Genomic DNA, 19,800 nt, shown 5'->3' with positions numbered 1-19,800 from the left:
ATCATGGGGAGGCGGCCGGGGCCGGGCGGGCGTCGGGGTGGTGTCAGCGGTGGACGGCGTCGGAGGCGCTCAGCGACTCGAGGTCGGCGCGGGTCGGCAGGCCCTCCCAGTCGCCGAGGGTGGTGCACGCGAACGCGCCGGCGGTGACGGCCGTCCGCAGCCGCTCGTCGGCGGTGGCGCCGGCCATCCACTCGGCCAGAAAACCGGCGACGAACGCGTCCCCGGCCCCGACCGTGTCTACCACCGGCACCGCGACCGCCGGAGTCTTGCGGACCTCGCCGTCGATCACCGAATACGCGCCCTCGGCACCGAGCTTCAGCACCACCTGCGCCGGCCCCATCGCGGCCAGCGCCTCGGCCAGGTCCTGCACCGGGCCGTCGGGCACCACCAGTGACGCCTCTTCCGGCCCGGCGAACACCACGTCGGCCCGGCGCACCAGATGGTCGAGTGCGGCACCGGCGTCCTCGCGGCTCCACAAGCTGGAGCGATAGTTCAGATCGAGCGAGACGAGTGTGTCGTTCTCCCGAGCCATGTCGACCGCCTGCAACACCGCCGACGACGGTCCCGGCCCGAGCGCGGGCGTGACGCCGGTGACATGCAGCACGTCCGCGGCCGCGATGGTGTCCCGGTCGACGTCGAACGCGGTCATCGCCGACGCGGCGCTGCCGGATCGGTAGTAACGGACGTTCGTGCGCAGGGCGTTCGGCCGCTCCTTGACCATCAACCCGGTCGGTCGCGTCGGGTCCACCCGGACGGCTACCTCGACGCGCTCGGCCCGGAGTTCACGTTGGATCAGCTCGCCGAAACCGTCCTCGCCGAGCCGGCTGATCCAGGTCACCCGGGCACCTAGCCGGCTCGCGCCGATCGCCACGTTCGACTCGGCGCCGGCGTGGGACAGCCGCATCTCCTTGTTGTTCGACAGCGGCCCGGCCTGCGCGGCGGAGAACACGGCCATGGTCTCGCCGAGGGTCACCAGGTGTCCGGTTGTGGTCATCGCATCATCTTCGCATCATCGGTCGACGCGCGCGCTGCCACCACCGGCGAGCTTGAGCACCTCCGCCTTGGTCACCATCGTGGTGTCGCCCGGTGTGGTCATCGCCAGCGCGCCGTGCGCGGCGCCGTATTCGACGGCCGTCTGCAGCGGTTGCCCGTCCAGCAGGCCGTAGATCAGGCCGGACGCGAACGAGTCGCCGCCGCCCACCCGGTCCAGGATCTCCAGCCGCTCCCGGTGCGTCGCCTGGACCACGCCGGTCTCCCGGGACCAGGCCAGCGCGCCCCAGTCGTTGATGCTGGCCGAACGCACCGTGCGCAGCGTGGTGCCGATGACCTTGAAGTTCGGGTACTCGGCCGCGGCCTTCTCGATCATCGCCGCGAAGTTGGCGGCCTCCAGCTCGGAGAGGTTCTCGTCGACGCCCTCGACCTCGAACCCGAGGCAGGCGGTGAAGTCCTCCTCGTTGCCGATCATCACGTCGATGTGCTTGGCGATCTCGCGGTTGACCTCGCGCGCCTTGTCCTGCCCGCCGATCGCCTTCCAGAGGCTCGGCCGGTAGTTCAGGTCGTAGGAGACGACGGTGCCGTGCCGTTTCGCCGCGGTGACGGCCTCGATCACCGTCTCGGCCGTGGTCTCGCTGAGCGCGGCGAATATGCCGCCGGTGTGCAGCCAGCGCGCGCCGAGCTCGCCGAAGATGTGGTCCCAGTCGACGTCGCCGGGTTTCATCGCCGCTGCCGCGGTGTGGCCGCGGTCCGACACGCCGACGGCGCCGCGCACGCCGAAACCGCGCTCGGTGAAGTTCAGCCCGTTGCGCACGCCGCGCCCGATCCCGTCGTACGGCACCCACTGGATGAACTGGGTGTCCAGGCCGCCGGTGAGGATGCAGTCCTCGACCAGGCGCCCGACCTCGTTGTCGGCGAGCGCGGTCACCACGGCACCCCGCAGCCCGAACGCCCGGCGCAGGCCGCGGGTGACGTTGTACTCGCCGCCACCCTCCCAGACCCGGAAGTTCCTGGTGGTGCGGATTCGGCCCTCGCCGGGATCCATGCGCAGCATCACCTCGCCGAGGGACACGGCGTCGTAGCGGCACTCGTCGGCGGGCCGGATCGCGAGGTCTGTCATGGAGTCGACTCCTTCATGTCGAGGTCGGACACCCATGATCATGAACACTAACCGTTCGCATAGCACGGTTAGTGTTCATGATCACGGGGAGGGGGAAGGGGACGGGGAGGGGGTGGTGGCGAGTGCGACGGCGTCGGCGGTCAGTTCGGCGATGGCGCCGAAGTCGCCGTCCTTGATGCGGTCACGCGGAACCATCCACGATCCGCCGACCGCCGCGACGGCCGGGATGGCCAGGTACTCCGCAAGGTTCTTCGCGTTCACGCCGCCGGTGGGCACGAACTGCACGTCGCCGAAGGGCGCGGCGAGCGCCTTGACCGCCGCCGCACCTCCGGACGTTCCGGCCGGGAAGAACTTCACCGTGGTGATGCCGAGCTCGAGCGCGGCCTGGATCTCGGTGGCGGTGACGGCACCGGGCAGGGCCAGCACGCCGTGCTCGTGGCAGCGCTCGACCACCGCGCGGCTCAGCCCCGGCGAGACCACGTACGACGCGCCGGCGGCCACCGCCTTGTCGACCTGCTCCGGCGTGAGCACCGTGCCCGCGCCGATCAGCATGTCGCCGCGGTCCGCCATCGCGCGGATGGCCTCCTCGGCGGCCGACGTCCGGAACGTGACCTCGGCTACCGGGAGGCCACCCTCGACGAGGGCACCGGCCAGCTGGTCGGCGTAGGCCGCGTCGTCAAGGACGACGACCGGGACGAGACGTCGAGCGCTCAGGGCCGAAAGAACATCCATCAGTCAGGTCCGTTCAGATAGCTCAAATGTCGTTACCACTACCTGAACACACTAACATCCGGCCCGCCTCCATCTCGCGGACGGCCGGGCGCTCAGGCGGTCGCGGCCCGGGCGGCTCGTACCTCCTCCAGCGCGCGACGCGCCCGGCCGGCCAGCTGCTCCAGATCACCACCGGTCGCGGCATCACCCTGCAGTGGGCTGCCCAGGCCGACACCGATCGCTCCGGCCCGGATCCAGTCGCCGATGGTGTCCAGCCCCACTCCCCCGGTCGGCATCAGCGGGATGTCCGGAAACGGCCCGGCGAGGTACGTGAAGTACGACGTGCCGAGCGTCGCGGCCGGGAAGACCTTCACCGCACTTGCGCCCGCGCGCCACGCCGCCAGGATCTCGGTGGGGCTGAACGCACCCGGATACGACGGGATACCCGCCTCGGCTGCCGCGCGCACCACGTCCAGCTCCGCCGACGGCGACACCACGAACCCGGCCCCGGCGTCCACCACGGCCCGCACGTCGTCGGCCGTGGTCACCGTCCCGGCCCCGACGTCGACCGTGTCCGGCAGCTCGGCCCGGACCGCGGCGATGGCGCCCAGCGCGCCCGGCGAGGTCAGGGTGATCTCCAGGCAGGTCACGCCGGCGTCCACCAAGGTGCGGGCGATGTCGGAGAACCGGTCGGCCGCGCTCGCCCGAAGGATGGCCATCACCCCGGTGTCCCGCAGTTGCGCGCTCGGCGCCACTCGCTGCGACTCATGCACCGCGCTCATCTGGCTCATCCCTCGTTCTTGAACAGGTCGCGCAGCCAGCGCAGCTGCTCGCGGGTCTGGAAGGTCTGGCCGCCCTCGTGCTTGTTATAGGTCCAGACCCGGATCTCCTTCGGGCCGGCGTAGTGGTTGTACGACGCGAACACGGTCGACGGCGGGCACGTCATGTCCATCATCGCGACGCTGTACAGTGCGGGCGCAGTGCCTCGCGGGGCCAGGTTCGTGCCGTCGAAATAGGACAGCGTGCGGAAGACCTGCTCTTCGTGGTCGCGGTGGATGGCGAGGTACTTGACGATCTCTCCGTACGGCATCGTGTCCACGATCTCGGTGGCGCGGCGGAAACCGGTGAGGAACGGCACATCGATCATGGCGCCTGCCAGCCCCGGCACCAGCGCCGCCACCGCCTGAGTGATCCCGCCGCCCTGGCTACCACCGGCGACGACGATCCGCTCCTCGTCCACCAGCGGATGTCCGGCCGCCGCCTCGACGGCACGCACCGCGTCCGTGTACACCCGGCGGTAGTAGTAGTCATCCGGATCGAGCACGCCGCGGGTCATGAACCCGGGCGTCTGCGCGTTCGCGCCGCCCACCGGATCCGGCGTGTCACCGGGGGTGCCGGCCGACCCCTGGCCGCGGGTGTCCATGACGAACGTCGCGTAACCGGCGGCGGCAGTGGCCAGCCAGTCGTGCGGGAAGCCCCGGCCGCCGTTGTAGCCGATGTAATGGACGACGGTCGGCAACGGCTCCGTCGTACCGGCCGGCACCAGGAACCAGCCGGCGATCCGGTGCCCGCCCCAGCCCGAGTACCGCACGTCGAACACGTCCAACAGGCTCAGCGCGGCGTCGTACGGGGTGAACTCGGCGTCCAACGGGTGTTCGCGGGCCTCGGCGAGCGTCCGCTGCCAGAACGCGTCGAAGTCGGGCTGCTCGTCCCGCTCGGGCCGGTACTCACGCAGCTCAGAGAGAGGTTTGTCGAACAGGGGCACGGTCGGACTCCTTCGTTCGCGCGACGTCGTGAGACGACACGCAGCTTAACCGGCCGTCGTCGGCGCCGGCCCACGTGCATCCACGATCCGGCGGATGCCGGGTTCTGTGCTCCAACCGGGCTGGTGCTCGCCACCGCCATTGATGGCACCACCGCAATGACGATGATCGCCGACCGGATCGCGGGCGAGCACCCGTACGGCGCGCCCCGGCACGAGGTGCTGCCGGTCGACATCCGCACCCGCGACGCTTCGCGTGCACACCTACGTCCCGTCACCACCGTGACGCAGAGATGACAGACTCGTATCCGAGTCGGACTCCGACCACCCCCACGCGATAGGCCGCTGGACCATGGAAGGACCTGGGAACGTATGCATGACGACCGCAAGCTGATCGAGGACCGGCTGGATCGAGTGCTGCGGGAGCGGATCCGCCCCGCGATGTATCCGCAGGTCGTCCCGCTGTCGGTGCAGGCTTGGCATGCGCCGGGCGAGCCGGTGGCGCCGTCTGTCGGACTGACCGCCGACTACACGCCGGCGGCGGTGGGCGATCCGTGGGGGCCGGCCTGGGGCACCACGTGGTTCCACTTCACCGGAGAGGTTCCGCAGGACTGGTCCGGTCGTGCCGTCGAGGCCGTCATCGACCTCGGCTTCAACTCAGGCGGACCCGGTTTCACCGCGGAGGGCCTGATCTACACGCGCGACGGTGCGGCGGTGAAGGGTCTGCACCCGCGCAGCCGTTGGATGCGCATCGGTGACGCGGTGCGCGGCGGCGAGCCGGTCGACTTCTACGTCGAGGCCGCCGCCAACCCCGTCATCCGTGGACCGGTGACGATGCTGGGCGACAAGTCCACCGCCGGCGACGAGCCGCTGTACCGGCTCGCGCAGGCGGATCTCGCCGTCTTCGACGCGACCGTCTGGGAGCTCGTGCAGGACCTCGAGGTGCTGTCGCAGCTGATGCACGAGCTGCCCGTGGACCAGCCCCGTCGCTGGGAGATCCTGCACGCCATCAGCCGCGCGCTGGATGCGATCGATCTGCAGGACGTCAACGGTACCGCGTCCGCCGCGCGCGAGGTGCTCGCTCCGGCGCTGGCCGCACCGGCGGCGGCGTCGGCGCACCAAGTGTCCGCGGTCGGGCACGCACACATCGACTCGGCGTGGCTGTGGCCGCTGCGCGAGACCGTGCGCAAGGTCGCCCGGACCGCGTCGAACACGGTGAACCTGATGCAGGATCACCCGGAGTACGTGTTCGCGATGTCCCAGGCGCAGCAGCTGGCGTGGATCAAGGAACACCGCGGCGAGGTCTTCGACCGGGTGAAGGAGAAGATCGCCGACGGCCAGTTCATCCCGGTCGGCGGGATGTGGGTCGAGGCCGACACGAACATGCCCGGATCGGAGGCGATGGCGCGGCAGTTCGTCTACGGCAAGCGGTTCTTCGCCGAGGAGTTCGGGATCGAGACCGAGGAGGTGTGGCTGCCGGATTCGTTCGGCTACTCCGCCGCGCTCCCCCAGCTGGTCCGGCTGTCCCGGTCGCGGTGGTTCCTGACCCAGAAGATCTCCTGGTCACAGTCGAACACGTTCCCGCACCACTCATTCTGGTGGGAGGGGATCGACGGGACACGGGTCTTCACCCACTTCCCGCCGGTGGACACCTACAACAGCGAGTTCTCCGGCGCGGAGATGGCGCACCTCGTGCGCAACTTCCGGGACAAGGGCGCGGCACGGCGCTCGCTGGTCCCGTTCGGATACGGCGACGGCGGCGGCGGTGCGACGCGGGAGATGCTGGCCCGCGCCGCCCGGCTGCGCGACCTCGAAGGGTCGCCGCAGGTGACCATCGAACCGCCGGCGCAGTTCTTCGCCAAGGCGGAGGCCGAGTACGCGAACGCACCGGTCTGGCTGGGTGAGCTCTATCTGGAGTACCACCGCGGCACCTACACCTCGCAGGCGAAGACCAAGCAGGGCAACCGGCGTAGCGAGCACCTGCTGCGCGAAGCCGAACTGTGGGCGGCGACCGCGGCCGTGCGCACCGGCTTCGCGTATCCGCACGAGCAGCTGGACCGGCTCTGGAAGACGGTGCTGCTGCACCAGTTCCACGACATCCTGCCTGGATCCTCCATCGCCTGGGTGCACAAGGAGGCCGCGACCACCTACGCCGCGGTCGCCGACGAGCTGACGAGCATCATCGCCGACGCCCAGCAGGCACTGGCCGGCGACGGCGACCGGCAGATCGTGTTCAACGCGGCACCGCATGCCCGTTCCGGCGTCCCGGCCGGCGGCGCGCGGGTCGCCGCCGACAGTGACGGCGGGGTCAGCGCCGAGTCGGCAGGCGGCGGCTTCGTCCTGGACAACGGGCTGCTCCGCGTCGTCGTCGACAGTCGCGGCCTGGTGACGTCCGTCGTCGAACACGAGACGCAGCGAGAGGCGATCGCCGCGGGGCACGCGGCGAACCTGCTCCAGCTCCACCCGGATCTGCCGATCCAGTACGACGCGTGGGACATCGAGTCGTACTACCGCAACACCGTCACCGATCTGACCGCCGTCGACGACGTGTCCCTGGAGGGCGACGACGAGGCGGCGACCGTCCGCATCACACGCAGCTTCGGCCGATCGACACTGGTCCAGAAGATCACGCTCCGCCCCGGCAGCCGGACCGTCGACTTCAGCATCGACGTGGACTGGCATGAGACCGAGACCCTGCTCAAGGCCGCCTTCCCGCTCGACGTGCGGGCCGACGTCTCGTCGTCGGAGATCCAGTTCGGACACGTCAAGCGGCCCACCCATACGAACACCTCCTGGGAGGCGGCCAAGTTCGAGATCTGCGCGCACCGCTATCTGCATGTGGCTGAACCGGGCTGGGGCGCCGCCGTGGTCAACGACTCGACGTACGGGCACGACGTCACACGCGACGTGCGCGACGACGGCGGGACGACGACGACCGTGCGGCTGTCGCTGCTGCGCGCGCCGCGGTTCCCGGACCCGGACACCGACCAGGGCCAGCACACGCTCGGCTACAGCCTGGTGCCAGGCGCGGAGATCTCGGACGCGGTCCGCGAGGGATACCGGATCAACCTGCCCGAACGGGTGATCACGGGCGCGCGGGACGTCCACCCGCTGATCAGCGTCGACAACGACGACGTCGTGGTGGAGGCGGTCAAGCTCGCCGACGACGGGTCCGGCGACGTCGTTGTGCGGCTGTACGAGTCGGCGGGCGGACGCGCCGTGGCACGACTCACCGCCGGCTTCCCGGCCGTCACGGCCACCACCACCGACCTGCTCGAACGGCCGGACAACGGCGGCGAACTGGATCTCGAGCCTGCGGCGCAGGCCGAAGACGACGCCGACGCCGACGCCGATCGTGTCACGACGGAACTGCACCTACGTCCGTTCCAGATCCTCACCCTTCGCTTGGCCCGGGCAAGGGCAGAGTAACGGCGTCTGATGGTTGACCGGCCGGCCCGAACGCCCACGCCGGCCGGTCAACCATCAACTACGGAAGTCGGCTGTGTCTATGTAGGCGATCAAGGCATCCGGTGGCCGCGGGAACCCCAGCACGACCCAATCGCCGCCGCCCCGGACGGCCACCTGCCACACGGTGTTGCCGTCTCGTGTCCGCAGCGCCGTGCGTCGCGCCTCCGCGCTGTCCGGCCTGTCGCAGATGAGATCGATCGCGTCACAGATGGCGTTCCATGGCTGAGAACGCGCCGGATCGCTCTCCTCCCCGTCAAGCGTTGTGGCCGCTGCCGATGAGTAGAGGGGTTCCAGGGACATGACTCGCTGTCGGCGAGGGCGACCCCGACGCACGCCAGTGCCATCCGGATCGGCAAGGAACCGATCTACGCCGTCCACGGTCTCTCCGCTCATCAGCAGGTCAGCCTGAGCTTTGGTCATGGCCTCGGCGGGTTGCAGCACGATGATTCCTCCGGGTTCCTCGTGTGCGAGGTAACGGTTGTGGCGGGCAAGTCGCCCCAGTGACACGCGCTGCGCGAGTCGATCTCCAGCAGCATCTCCGTCATCGTCATACCGTCACCACATCGCGTGAAAGCGCACGTTACCCACAGCACACCTTTACCTACAAGGTGACATGTGGGCACTACCCACCCGGCTCGGTTTGCGGCGGCGTGCCGGCGTCCCGGCAGTTCAGCGGTTCAATGGTTCAGCGGTTCGAAATGTCCAGTCCGGCACGACCTCGATCACGTCGCCCGTGATCGACGCAAGATCGTCGGCCGCGCCGGACCGCACGCGGAGATCGGGAAAGACCCGCTCCACGTACCTCTGGTGGTCGGCGAGAGTGTGCCACAACGTCAGCACCAGGAATTCGGTGGGCGAGCTCCGGGAGAAGCCGCCACCCAGCATGCCGGGGACGCTTTCCATCCCCGGGTTCCACACCCGCTGCTGCACGTCGACGAAATGCTCGGTCCGCTCGGCGCGCACGAAACAGTGTGCCAACCTGACCGCACCGGCCGCGGTGAGCTGAGTCGGCAACGGGCTGGCGATGTCGAGAACGTGGTAGAACAGATCCGTCTGGACGTCACCGTAAGTGCCGCGCTGGGCGGCGGCGAGCTCATCGTGCGCGCCGGCCATGAACTCGTCATATCGCTGCTGGTCTGTCCAGCAGGCGAGGATATGTGCCCGGTTCTCGCGCGTCCGGCTCCACCCGCCGATCTGGCCGAGGAGACCGATCCGTCCTGCGTGCATACCGCCCCAGGCCCGCTGCCCGAGGTCGAAGCCGACGGAATCGTGCACCTCACAGCTGAACCATTTCACCAACACGTCGACACTCTACGGTGAGCCGAAAGCTCCACGGCGATCCGGGAAGCTCTACGGTGACCCTTCGGGCCGGTCCGCTGCCGAGGAGATGCCTGAACGCACGCGTCGTCGCACGCGGCACGCTTCCGCGGTCCGCCGGGCACGTGGCAGTGATGGTGGAGAATGTCGGCGTGAGCAAGAAGAAGCGATCCGGCAAGGGCACACCCGCGACCGTCATGCTCGATCAGGCCGGGGTCCCCTACACGGTGCACCCGTACGAGCACAACCCGGACGCCGAGTCTTACGGCCTGGAGGCGGCCGAGGTCCTCGGTGTCGCACCGGAGCGCGTGTTCAAGACACTCATGGCCGACGTCGATGGTGAGCTGACCGTCGGCATCGTGCCGGTCTCCGGCACGCTCGACCTCAAAGCGCTCGCCGCGGCGGTCGGTGGCAAACGCGCAGGCATGGCAGACGTGGCCACCGCCGAGCGCGTGACCGGTTACGTCGTCGGCGGAATCAGTCCGCTCGGCCAGCGCAAACGGTCACGGACGGTGCTCGACGACAGCGCCCTCAGCTTCGACACGGTCTACATCTCCGGCGGACGGCGCGGCCTGGACATCGAACTCGCGCCCGACGACCTGGTCAAGCTCACCGACGCCATAACCGCCCCGATCGGCCGGCCGGCCTGAGGGAATTGTGCCGGGGATCGCTGGGGCGTTCACAACAGCGATCCCCGGCAATCATCGTGGCCTCTCGCGAGTCACCGCAGCGCGACGAGGACGTGGTCGTCTCCGACCTGCCAGATCGGGGCAGCAGTCGCGTATCCGGCAGCGGTGAGCATGGCGATGTGGTCCGCTACGGTCAGGCCGTTACCGTCGTGAGTCTGACTGTCCTTGGCGTCCTCGTCTGTGCTCGCCGTCGGATCGTCAGCACTCGTGGTCGCGCGATCGCCGCTGGCAGGCGCACCATTTCGGGCCGCCAACCGCTCGGCACGCTGCCGGACGAGGCCGGCCATCGCGGGGTCAGCGCCGATCGCGTCCCACCACGCATGCCAGTCCTCGTTGTCCAGAACGCCGACGCGTTCGGCTCGGCGATCGCGGACCACCGTCGCCAGCGACTGCAGCCGCTTGTCATCCAAGCCGAGATGGTCGCCGTTGGCGTACACGCCGCCGGGCACCGTAAGGGATGCCAGATCCCGGTACAACTCGGCCAGCGACTCCGTCGGTAGCCAGTGCAGCGCCGTCGTCGACACAGCGGCGTGGATGGTGGCCGGCACGCTCGACCGCCACGACCCTTCGGCCAGATCGGCATCGACCCACTCGATGGCATCGCCATAGTGCGCCCGGCCGAGCCCGAGGAGTAGTGGATCAGCGTCGATGCCGATGATCCGCGCCGCCGGAAGCCGCTCGCGCAGCCGGGCGGAAAGCGACCCTGGTCCACATCCGAGATCGACGATGACCGGCTCGTCGACATCGCGCACCGCGGCCTGAACCACATCGGCGATGACGGCGAACCGCTCTTCGCGATCGGCGATGTAGTGCTCCTGTTGGACGTCCCATCGCCGCATCCACGCGTGCGCCACATCGGCCGACACAGTCGGCGTCACCACGCTGTCCATCGCGTTCTCCGTTACTGTCGATACTCTGTTAGGTAGTGACGACCATAGTGGCGAGAGGATGACCGGTCCTCACCCCGGGCCCACGCGTCAGGCCGCGAATACAGCGGACGGCGCACCGCCGAGGAGGTGTCGGAGCTGTTGCGGCCGCGCCGGAACGGACCGCGCCCCGTCGTTGCGGAACCGGACGTCGAGCAGCTGCGCGAGTACGCGATGCGCCTCTACCGCGTCTTCGCCGACGTCGATGCCGGACGGCTCGACGAAGCCTGCGAACGGACCAACACGCTGCTGCGCGAGACACACGCGGCCCCGGTCCTAGCCCGGCACGACGGCGAGCCATGGCACCTGCACTTCCACGCGATGGACGCCAGCTGGGCCCGCAGCTGGGCCGCGTCGATGGCTACCGCACTCGCCGTCGTCCTCGGCAATCCGATGTGCGATCGGCTCGGCATCTGCACAGCCTCGGCATGCGACCGTGTCTTCGTTTCACGCCGGAGCTGTGCGGTGCCTCATCTGCCCGACGGCAGGCGGACACACCGCAGAGCACGACGTCAGGGCGGGCCCAGCGCGCAGGGCTTCGTACACCCCCGGCGCGATACGCCGGCACACGGCTGGAGCTTCGTCGTCTGCGGGTACCGCGGATACACGTTGAAAATGACCTCGCAGTCGCAGTGACCGCCACGGTATGCCAGCTTCCTCGCCAGCGCCTGAGCACGCGGTGCCCGCAGATCCCTCCAATACTTCGCCCAGCGCAGAGTTCCGTCGCACCCGAACTCATGAAGCATCCGAAGGACGTAACAGCGCAGACATTCCCGCTCACCCGGCTCGGTCAAGGCGCGGGACAAGTCCGCCAGCTCTGCCTCGATATCAGTAACGATGGAGTCGTTCATGCGTTACTCCTTCTGCTTGTCTCCGGTAGTACATCTGTTCTACCTGACAGCGCCGACAGAGTCGGCTTCGTCCTGCTTGACCCGTGATCGTCCCAGGTGAACGACGCATCGTCGTCAGATCGGCTCGCCGGTCGAGATCCGCCCGGCCTGCCGCGCGGTGATGTGTCCCGCGTCCCGCAGCCAGCTGACGGCATCGAGGAAGGTCTCACCTAGCAGCCTGGGCTCGATACCGAATTCCTCCCGGGCACGCGAGTCATCGATCCGCGTGTCGTACCACGTGACCAGCACGCCCTCGTACTCGGCCGGCACGTGAAACGGCAGTATCCGCTGCACGGAGGACGCCAGCCAGGTCGGCGCCAGCAGCGCCGCCGCCGGCAACAGGACGTGCGGCAACCGACGCCCGGTCACGGTCCGCAGCATGTCGAACATGCGCCGGCCATCCACATGGTGTCCGGGCACGGCGTACCGGCGCGGCCCACGGCCGGGTACGACGACGGCCGAGAGGACGCGCGCCACGTCTCGCACGTCGCAGACGTGATAACCACCGCGAGGATACAGCGGGTACAGACCCCGCAGAACGTCGCGAAGGCGGCGCATCTGATCACTCAGGTGCGGATCCGACGGCCCGAGCACACCGCCGGGCTGGACGAGCACCACCGGCAGCCCGGATGCCTGCAGATCCCGCGCGATCCGGTCACCGGCCACCTTCGAACGCGTGTAGACGCCGCGCGCACTCGACAACGGCGCGTCCGGCCCCACGGTCGCGTGCCAGCTGAGCACCGTCAGCGTGCTCGACACGTGGACGATCGGGTCACAGCCCCGCTCGGCCGCCGCTCGCAGCACCACCTCGGTCCCGCGTACCTTGACGTCTTTGGTCGCCCGATACGCCCGGGCGTCCAAGTCATAGACGTTCGCCGCGTTCACGACGGCGTCACAGCCGGCGACGGCGCGCTCCACCGACGCGCGATCGGTGACGTCTCCCACCACATGACCGACCGCGCCGTTCACTCCGAGAGGTTCGAGCGCCGGCGCGATGCGGTCCGGTGATCGAACCAGCAGCCTGACGTCATACCCCTGTTCGACGAGAGCCGCCACAGCATGCGAACCAACGAATCCGGTCCCACCAGTGACCAGTATGCGCATTGTGCCCCCCGAGACAATGCCGATGTGCGGCGATGATACGCCCACGTCAGCAGGTATGGGAAGGCGCACGATGTCGCAGGCGACGGACGTGAGGCTCTACGGACGAGGCGAGGCTCGCGTCGACGACGGGTCAGGACACGGCCGCGATCCGAAGTCTGCCCAGGACAGAGCCGCCGCCCAGCGTGTGCCGGCAATCGGGAGGCGGCACGTGAAGATTGTGCGACATGCAACAATATGCGCGCTGATGTCCGCTTGTAGGCGCTGACCGCCGCCGCACGTGAGGAAACGTCCATGACCGATCGGGCGACCGATGTACTCGACCGCCCACCGAGCCGCCCGTCTCCGCAGCGCACGCTCCGCGACCGTGCCGTCGTCGTGGCCGAATCCGCCGCCTTTCAGCGGGCGATCATCTCTCTGATCATCGTCAACGCCGTGCTCTTGGGCGTCGAGACCTACGAGTCCGTCACCGATCGCTGGGGCTTCATCCTCACGCCCGTCAACCGCGGCATCGTCGGGATCTTCGTGGTCGAGATCGTGCTGCGCATCTATGCCCATCGGACGGCCTTCTTCCGCTCCGCCTGGGGATGGTTCGACCTGCTCGTCGTCCTCGTCGCGCTCGTGCCCGCGTCCGGCAACGCGGCCGTCCTCCGGGTGCTGCGCGTCTTGCGCGTGCTTCGCCTGCTGTCGACCGTGCGGTCGATGCGCCGGGTGATCGGGGCGCTGATCGCCGCCATCCCCGGCATCTCGTCCATCGCCGCGCTGCTCGGCATTCTCTACTATGTCGGCATCGTCATGTCCACGAACATGTTCGGCGATCTCGCGCCCGAGCACTTCGGCAATCTGGGCCAATCGGCCACGTCGATGTTCCGGATCATGATCGGCGACGGCGGCCTCGGTGACATCGTCGAACCGATCGGGCGCCAGGAACCGGCCGCGTGGCTGTTCTTCCTCGGCTTCGTGGTGGTGGCGACGTTCGTCGTACTCAACCTGTTCATCGCGGTGACGGTGGAGGCCCTGGACCGGCAGAAAGACCAGGACGACGAGCAACCCGGTGGAGCCCCGCCAGAACGCTCCGGTCCAACCGAGGTCACCCTTCGACCGGACTCCACAGCACCTCGGTTCAGCTCACCGCCGGACCGTGAGGACCAGCTGCTCGAGGCGATCCGTAGCCTGCAGCGCCAAGTCGCATCCCTCGAGCACCGCCTGACTCGAAGCACCACCACCCCTGACCCATCTGATGATCACGGCGCGCCCGGGCCACCGAGTTAGCCGGGTGCCTGTGGATGGCACGCTCAAGGACGGCATTTGCGTCCGTTTTGTGTCGCTTTGTGGAGGCGTTCAACGTGCCACGCCCGGCGGCGCGGACCGTCTCCGGGTTGCGCGACTCCCCTGCATGGCGCGGCCGACGGTTGGTGATTATGGCCGTTGGGCGCCGGCGCGGTTCAGGTAGATCGCATAGAGCGACGTGGTCGCGGTGATGAACAGCCGGTTGCGCTTCGCGCCGCCGAACGTACAGTTCGACACGGTCTCCGGCACCAGGATCTTGCCCAGCAGGGTGCCGTCGGGGGCGAGGCAATGCACGCCGTCTCCGGCGCTACACCACAGATAGTCCTCGTCGTCGACGGCGAGCCCGTCCGGATTGCCGGGGGCGACCTCGGCGACGACCCGTCCGGCGGCCAGCTCGCGCCCGTCGCGCACGTCATACGCCCGGATGTGCCGGGGCCCCTGCGGATCGTGCGAGCGTCCGCTGTCCGTCACATACAGCACCGACTCGTCCACCGAGAACGCCAACCCGTTCGGCTTGACCATGTCGTCCACCACCACGTCCAGCGCGCCGGTCGCCGGATCCAGCCGGTAGACGCAGCAGCCGTCGAGCTCGGACGGCGCCTTGTGCCCCTCGTAATCGCTGAGGATGCCGTACGGCGGGTCGGTGAACCACACGCTGCCATCGGACTTGACCACCACGTCGTTGGGCGAGTTCAGCCGTCGTCCCCCGATCCGCTCCGCCAGCACCGTGATGCTGCCGTCCAGCTCGGTCCGGGTCACCGACCGGGTGCCGTGCTGGCAGCTGACCAGCCGCCCTTCCCGGTCACGGGTGTGCCCGTTGGCGTACTCCGACGGCTGCCGGTAGACGGTGGTGACGCCGCCGTCTCCCGGGCCGCCGACGTCGACCCAGCGCAGCATGCGATCGTTCGGGATGTCGCTGAACAGCAGCTGACGTGCGTCGGCGAAGTAGACCGGCCCCTCCGCCCAGCGCGCTCCCGTCCACAGCCGCTCCAGCGACGCGTTTCCCAGAACGAACTGTGAGAACAACGCGTCGACGACCTCGACCCCGTCCGCCACTTGTACTCCCTACTGCCGGGCCGAACCGCCGTTCCACACCCACGGCGTCCGATCATCGCGGAACAACGACATGATGGTCACCACCACGACCGCCACCACCGGCCAGGCGAACAGGGCCGCGGGCGCTTCCAATCTCAGCGGAATGGCCACCTCGGTGCCCGGCGGTCCGCTTGCCGCCGACGGGCCGAGCACGCTCCCGGCCGCCAACGCCAGCAGGGATCCGCCCAGTCCGCCCACGGCCAACGCCACCAGCACGGTCACCGGCCGCCGCCGGTGCCGCACACCGAAGAACGAGCCCAGGACTAGGCCGATCAGGACGCCCAGGCCGAAGAAGATCGCAATCTGATCGAACAGCTGACGCGCCTGCTCGATCGGGGCCACGACGTTTCCGCCCTCCACCACCTGCCCGATCAGATCCGGCGCGAGCAGATACCACACGGCGCCCATGGTCACGCCGAGGACAAGGCAGGTGACGCCGATCTCGATGCTCACCCGCGCCGGGCTCGGCGCCGGGCGACGGCCGCGCGTCCTGGCCGTAGCGGACGGAGCGGCCGTCAGCTCGGCGTGTGCATCGGCCGGAGCACCGGACCAGGATGGATCCCCGCTCACGACGCCGGCCACGGATCGATGGTTAGTTCCTCTTCGCTCATCTGCACTATCAGACCACACACGTCGGGCCGAGCAGCGCCTTGAGGTCTCCCATCAGGGCCGACGACGGCGTCACGCGCAGCCCGTCGGCGAGCCGCATGACCGTGACCTTCTCCGAGCCTGTGAGCTTCAGGTGCACCTCGGTCGCACCGGGATGGGTCACCAGCACGTCCTTCAGCCGCTCCACGACCGGCGGCGTGCACCGGGCGACCGGCATCGTGACCACGAGCGGGCCGGTGGGCGCTTCGGAGATGTCCGGCATGGTCAGCTCGCTGGCCATGAACTGCGGCGACTCGTCCCGCCAGTCGAGTCTCCCCTTCACCAGCACGATCTCGTCCTCCACCAGCTGTGTCGCGTACAGCTGGTAGGTGGCCGGGAAGAACAGGCACTCGATGGCGCCTTCCAGATCCTCGACGGTGGCGATCGCCCAGGTATCGCCGCGCTTGGTGACCTTGCGCTGGATCCCCGTGATCAACCCGCCGATGGTGAGGCTGGTCCCGCTCGGCACCTCGTTCTCGTCGGTCAACGCCGAGATCGGCCGGTCCACCGAGGCGGTCAGGACGTGCTCCAGCCCCAGCAGCGGGTGGTCGGAGACATACAGGCCGAGCATCTCGCGCTCATAGCCGAGCTTGATCTTCTTGTCCCACTCGGCCAGCTCGGGCACGCTGATCTCCAGGCCCGCGCTCTCCTCGCTGCCGGCGCCGCCGAACAGGTCGAACTGACCGATCGCCTCGTTGCGTTTGACGGTGATGACCGCGTCGACGGTGTCGTCGACGATGGCCGCGAGCGCCCGTCGTGCGTATCCCATGGAGTCGAACGCGCCGGCCTTGACCAGGGATTCCACCACCCGCTTGTTGCACACGGGGACCGGAACCTTGTTCATGAAGTCGGCGAAGCTCTCGTACCGGCCCTCGCTCTTGCGGGCGGACACGATCCCGTCGACGACGTTGCCGCCGACGTTGCGGATGGCGGCCAGGCCGAACCTGATATCGGTGCCGACCGGGGTGAAGTCACCCTCGGACTCGTTCACATCCGGCGGGAACACCTTGATCCCCATCCGCCGGCATTCGGACAGGTACAGCGCGGTCTTGTCCTTGTCACCGCGGACCGACGTCAGCAGCGCGGCCATGTACTCGGCCGGATAGTTCGCCTTGAGGAAGGCCGTCCAGTACGCGATGACGCCGTACGCGGCACTGTGCGCCTTGTTGAACGCGTAGTCGGAGAACGGGACCAGGATGTCCCACAGCGTCTTGATGGCCGCCTCGGAGAACCCGTTCGCCTTCATCCCCTCGGAGAAGCCGACGAACTCGGCGTCGAGGACCTCGCGCTTCTTCTTGCCCATGGCGCGCCGGAGCAGATCCGCTTTACCGAGCGTGTACCCGGCCAGCTTCTGCGCGATCGCCATGACCTGCTCCTGATAGACGATCAGGCCGTAGGTCGTGCCCAGGATGTCTTCGAGCGGCTCGGCCAGCTCCGGATGGATCGGGGTGATCTCCTGCTGGCCGGTCTTGCGCAGCGCATAGTTGATATGTGAGTTCGCACCCATCGGCCCCGGCCGGTACAGGGCGATGACGGCGGAGATGTCCTCGAAGGTGTCGGGCCGCATCATCCGCAGCAGCGCCCGCATCGGGCCGCCGTCGAGCTGGAACACACCCAACGTGTCACCGCGCGCCAGCAGCTCGTAGGCTGCCGGGTCGTCGAGCTCCAGCTCGTCGAGGTCGATCGGGTCCTTGCCGTTGCGCACGATGTTCTTCAGCGCATCGTCGAGGATGGTGAGGTTCCGCAGCCCCAGGAAGTCCATCTTGACCAGGCCGAGCGTCTCGCAGGTCGGGTAGTCGAACTGCGTGATGATCGCGCCGTCCTGCTCGCGCTTCATGATGGGGATGGTGTCCAGCAGCCGCTCCGAGGACATGATCACCCCGGCGGCGTGCACGCCCCACTGGCGCTTCAGGTTCTCCAGGCCCTTCGCCGTGTCCACGACGTTGCGGACGTCGGCGTCGGACTCGTAGAGCTGGCGGAACTCGCCGGCCTCGTTGTAACGCGGATGCTCCGGGTCGAAGATCCCGGACAGCGGGATGTCCTTGCCCATGACCGCCGGCGGCATCGCCTTGGTGATCCGCTCCCCCATCGAGAACGGGAACCCCAGCACCCGGGAGGCGTCCTTGACCGCCTGCTTGGCCTTGATGGTGCCGTAGGTGACGATCTGCGCCACGTACTCGCTGCCGTACTTCTCGGTGACGTAGCGGATGGTGTCGCCGCGGCCACGCTCGTCGAAGTCGACGTCGAAGTCGGGCATGGAGGCGCGTTCTGGGTTGAGGAACCGCTCGAAGAACAGCCCGTGCTTGAGCGGATCGAGGTCGGTGATGCCCATCGCGTACGCGGTCATCGAGCCGGCGCCTGATCCACGGCCCGGCCCCACCCGGACCCCGTTGCGCTTCGACCAGTTGATGAAGTCGGCGACGATCAGGTAGTAGCCGGCGTATCCCTTGCCGGTCACCACCTCGGTCTCGTACTCGGCCTGCTTGCGCACGTCGTCCGGAATACCTTCCGGGTAGCGACGATGCAGGCCGCGCTCCACCTCCTTGACGAACCAGGAGGTCTCGTCCTCGCCCTCGGGCACCGGGAAATGCGGCATGAACCGGCCGGCCTGCTCGACGAAGCTGATCTCGCAGCGCTCGGCGATCTCGAGGGTGTTGTCGCAGGCGTCCGGCAGCTCGGACCACAGCTCCCGCATCTCCTGCGGGGTCTTGAGATAGAACTGGTCGGCGTCGAACTTGAACCGCTTCGGATCGGCCAGCGTCGAGCCGGACTGCACGCACAGCAGCACCTCGTGCGCCTTGCTGTCTGCCTTGTGCGTGTAGTGCAGGTCGTTGGTAGCCAGCAGCGGCAGGGAGAGATCCTTGGCCAGACGGAGCAGATCCTCGCGGACCCGGTTCTCGATGGACAGCCCATGGTCCATGAGCTCGACGTAGAAGTTCTCCTTGCCGAAGATGTCGCGGAACTCCGCCGCGGACGCCCGAGCGTCGTCGTACTTGCCGAGCCGCAGCAGCGTCTGCACCTCACCGCTGGGACAGCCCGTGGTGGCGATCAGTCCGGTGGCGTAACGCTCCAGCAGCTCCCGGTCCATCCGGGGCTTGAAGTAGAAGCCTTCGATGGATGCCAGCGACGCGAGCCGGAACAGATTGTGCATCCCGGTGTTGTTCTCCGCGAGCAGCGTCATGTGCGTGTACGCACCACTACCGGAGACGTCGTCGCCGCCGCCGTCGCCCCACCGCACACGTGTCTTGTCGAACCGGCTGGTCTTCGGCGTCAGGTAGCCCTCCATGCCGACGATGGGCTTGACGCCGTGCTTCTTCGCCTTGCTGTAGAACTCGTAGGCGCCGAACACGTTGCCGTGGTCGGTGGTGGCGACGGCAGGCATACCCTGCTGGGCGGCCTCGCTGAACAGATCGTCCAGGCGCGCGGCGCCGTCGAGCATCGAGTACTCGGTGTGCACGTGAAGGTGGACGAAGCTCCCGTCGGATCCAGCACTCGACACGACTAAACCAGACCTCCTAGAGCAGCGTCGCAGGTGAACTCACCCGGTCCCCCAGCGCAACCAGAACGACCACGTCAGCCCGGCCCGATGAGGGAACAGACCTCACTCTATGTGCCGCCCCTGACAACATGTCGGCGCCCCGCCGAGCGACCCCCGATCCATCTCCCCCCACCCATCTTCCGGTCCTAAATGATCATGTGAAGTGGGTCTTCTCGTGCCGTACCATGCCTGCAGACATGGGGGTGCACGAGAAACCCACTTCACATGATCATTTAGGGCAGGCGGTTAGCG

The 19,800-nt window shown here is 68.3% G+C and carries 17 protein-coding genes and 1 pseudogene; 5 read left to right on the top strand and 13 right to left on the bottom strand.

Annotation, left to right across the window (positions count from 1 at the left end; translation table 11 throughout):
- Positions 1-43 precede the first annotated feature (43 nt).
- The 5 genes from G1H10_RS23450 to G1H10_RS23430 form a co-directional block, all read right to left on the bottom strand.
- Complete coding sequence (locus tag G1H10_RS23450; protein WP_163742398.1) at positions 44-994, bottom strand: sugar kinase; 951 nt, start codon at positions 992-994, stop codon at positions 44-46.
- 15 nt (positions 995-1,009) lie between these two features.
- Positions 1,010-2,113: a sugar kinase gene (locus G1H10_RS23445; RefSeq protein ID WP_163742395.1), complete on the bottom strand. Its 1,104-nt coding sequence runs from the start codon at positions 2,111-2,113 to the stop codon at positions 1,010-1,012.
- Positions 2,114-2,194: 81 nt separating this feature from the next.
- Positions 2,195-2,845: a bifunctional 4-hydroxy-2-oxoglutarate aldolase/2-dehydro-3-deoxy-phosphogluconate aldolase gene (gene eda, locus G1H10_RS23440; protein ID WP_163742393.1), complete on the bottom strand. Its 651-nt coding sequence runs from the start codon at positions 2,843-2,845 to the stop codon at positions 2,195-2,197.
- 92 nt (positions 2,846-2,937) lie between these two features.
- Positions 2,938-3,606 carry a bifunctional 4-hydroxy-2-oxoglutarate aldolase/2-dehydro-3-deoxy-phosphogluconate aldolase gene (locus tag G1H10_RS23435; protein WP_163742390.1) on the bottom strand — a complete coding sequence of 223 codons (669 nt, stop codon included), beginning with the start codon at positions 3,604-3,606 and terminating at the stop codon, positions 2,938-2,940.
- Positions 3,607-3,611: 5 nt separating this feature from the next.
- Entirely contained in the window at positions 3,612-4,589 is a 978-nt protein-coding gene (locus tag G1H10_RS23430; RefSeq protein WP_163742387.1) for an acetylxylan esterase, read from the bottom strand.
- A gap of 123 nt (positions 4,590-4,712) precedes the next feature.
- Between G1H10_RS23430 and G1H10_RS23425 the strand changes: the two genes are divergently transcribed.
- Positions 4,713-4,883, top strand: a complete 171-nt coding sequence (locus G1H10_RS23425) for a hypothetical protein (protein WP_163742383.1) — start codon at positions 4,713-4,715, stop codon at positions 4,881-4,883.
- A 75-nt stretch (positions 4,884-4,958) separates the two neighbouring features.
- Positions 4,959-8,015, top strand: coding sequence for an alpha-mannosidase (locus G1H10_RS23420; protein ID WP_163742380.1), 3,057 nt, complete (start codon positions 4,959-4,961; stop codon positions 8,013-8,015).
- Between the two features lie 54 nt (positions 8,016-8,069).
- Here the strand turns inward: G1H10_RS23420 and G1H10_RS23415 are convergent, their stop codons facing one another.
- Positions 8,070-8,495 carry a hypothetical protein gene (locus G1H10_RS23415; protein WP_163742378.1) on the bottom strand — a complete coding sequence of 142 codons (426 nt, stop codon included), beginning with the start codon at positions 8,493-8,495 and terminating at the stop codon, positions 8,070-8,072.
- Between the two features lie 228 nt (positions 8,496-8,723).
- A complete protein-coding gene (locus G1H10_RS23410; protein ID WP_163742375.1) occupies positions 8,724-9,356 on the bottom strand; it encodes a DUF4937 domain-containing protein in 633 nt (210 codons plus the stop codon).
- Between the two features lie 149 nt (positions 9,357-9,505).
- On the opposite strand from G1H10_RS23410, the gene ybaK reads away from it, so the two are divergent.
- Positions 9,506-10,021 (top strand): Cys-tRNA(Pro) deacylase, encoded by a 516-nt coding sequence (gene ybaK / locus G1H10_RS23405; RefSeq protein WP_163742506.1) that lies wholly within the window; start codon positions 9,506-9,508, stop codon positions 10,019-10,021.
- Between the two features lie 71 nt (positions 10,022-10,092).
- Here ybaK and G1H10_RS23400 read toward each other — a convergent pair whose 3' ends face one another.
- Positions 10,093-10,950, bottom strand: coding sequence for a class I SAM-dependent methyltransferase (locus G1H10_RS23400; RefSeq protein ID WP_163742373.1), 858 nt, complete (start codon positions 10,948-10,950; stop codon positions 10,093-10,095).
- A gap of 126 nt (positions 10,951-11,076) precedes the next feature.
- On the opposite strand from G1H10_RS23400, the gene G1H10_RS33295 reads away from it, so the two are divergent.
- Complete coding sequence (locus G1H10_RS33295; protein ID WP_312856630.1) at positions 11,077-11,622, top strand: ABATE domain-containing protein; 546 nt, start codon at positions 11,077-11,079, stop codon at positions 11,620-11,622.
- A gap of 32 nt (positions 11,623-11,654) precedes the next feature.
- On the opposite strand, the pseudogene G1H10_RS35130 reads toward G1H10_RS33295, so the two are convergent.
- A pseudogene (locus G1H10_RS35130) lies at positions 11,655-11,732 on the bottom strand (DUF2695 domain-containing protein); the annotation flags it as partial.
- Between the two features lie 219 nt (positions 11,733-11,951).
- Positions 11,952-12,980, bottom strand: coding sequence for an SDR family NAD(P)-dependent oxidoreductase (locus G1H10_RS23385; RefSeq protein WP_163742363.1), 1,029 nt, complete (start codon positions 12,978-12,980; stop codon positions 11,952-11,954).
- A gap of 291 nt (positions 12,981-13,271) precedes the next feature.
- Between G1H10_RS23385 and G1H10_RS23380 the strand changes: the two genes are divergently transcribed.
- Positions 13,272-14,249, top strand: a complete 978-nt coding sequence (locus G1H10_RS23380) for an ion transporter (RefSeq protein ID WP_163742360.1) — start codon at positions 13,272-13,274, stop codon at positions 14,247-14,249.
- A 147-nt stretch (positions 14,250-14,396) separates the two neighbouring features.
- On the opposite strand, the gene G1H10_RS23375 is transcribed toward G1H10_RS23380, so the two are convergent.
- Genes G1H10_RS23375 through dnaE form a run of 3 tightly spaced genes read right to left on the bottom strand, consistent with a single transcriptional unit; the run spans position 14,397 to position 19,449 of the window.
- Entirely contained in the window at positions 14,397-15,323 is a 927-nt protein-coding gene (locus tag G1H10_RS23375) for an SMP-30/gluconolactonase/LRE family protein (RefSeq protein WP_163742358.1), read from the bottom strand.
- Positions 15,324-15,332: 9 nt separating this feature from the next.
- A complete protein-coding gene (locus tag G1H10_RS23370) occupies positions 15,333-15,944 on the bottom strand; it encodes a LapA family protein (RefSeq protein ID WP_163742355.1) in 612 nt (203 codons plus the stop codon).
- A gap of 37 nt (positions 15,945-15,981) precedes the next feature.
- Positions 15,982-19,449, bottom strand: coding sequence for a DNA polymerase III subunit alpha (gene dnaE / locus G1H10_RS23365; protein WP_174264605.1), 3,468 nt, complete (start codon positions 19,447-19,449; stop codon positions 15,982-15,984).
- Positions 19,450-19,800: the final 351 nt, after the last annotated feature.

Origin of the sequence: Phytoactinopolyspora halotolerans (genome assembly GCF_010550675.1) — a bacterium.
In the GTDB taxonomy this organism is placed as follows: Bacteria; Actinomycetota; Actinomycetes; order Jiangellales; family Jiangellaceae; genus Phytoactinopolyspora; species Phytoactinopolyspora halotolerans.
This window is presented reverse-complemented; position numbering and strand designations above follow the sequence as displayed.

Coding starts and splice junctions, on each gene's coding strand:
- G1H10_RS23450 (WP_163742398.1), bottom strand. CDS start 994: ATGACCACAACCGGACACCTGGTGACCCTCGGCGAGACCATGGCCGTG.
- G1H10_RS23445 (WP_163742395.1), bottom strand. CDS start 2,113: ATGACAGACCTCGCGATCCGGCCCGCCGACGAGTGCCGCTACGACGCC.
- eda (WP_163742393.1), bottom strand. CDS start 2,845: ATGGATGTTCTTTCGGCCCTGAGCGCTCGACGTCTCGTCCCGGTCGTC.
- G1H10_RS23435 (WP_163742390.1), bottom strand. CDS start 3,606: ATGAGCGCGGTGCATGAGTCGCAGCGAGTGGCGCCGAGCGCGCAACTG.
- G1H10_RS23420 (WP_163742380.1), top strand. CDS start 4,959: ATGCATGACGACCGCAAGCTGATCGAGGACCGGCTGGATCGAGTGCTG.
- ybaK (WP_163742506.1), top strand. CDS start 9,506: ATGGTGGAGAATGTCGGCGTGAGCAAGAAGAAGCGATCCGGCAAGGGC.
- G1H10_RS23400 (WP_163742373.1), bottom strand. CDS start 10,950: ATGGACAGCGTGGTGACGCCGACTGTGTCGGCCGATGTGGCGCACGCG.
- G1H10_RS23385 (WP_163742363.1), bottom strand. CDS start 12,980: ATGCGCATACTGGTCACTGGTGGGACCGGATTCGTTGGTTCGCATGCT.
- G1H10_RS23380 (WP_163742360.1), top strand. CDS start 13,272: ATGACCGATCGGGCGACCGATGTACTCGACCGCCCACCGAGCCGCCCG.
- dnaE (WP_174264605.1), bottom strand. CDS start 19,449: ATGCTCGACGGCGCCGCGCGCCTGGACGATCTGTTCAGCGAGGCCGCC.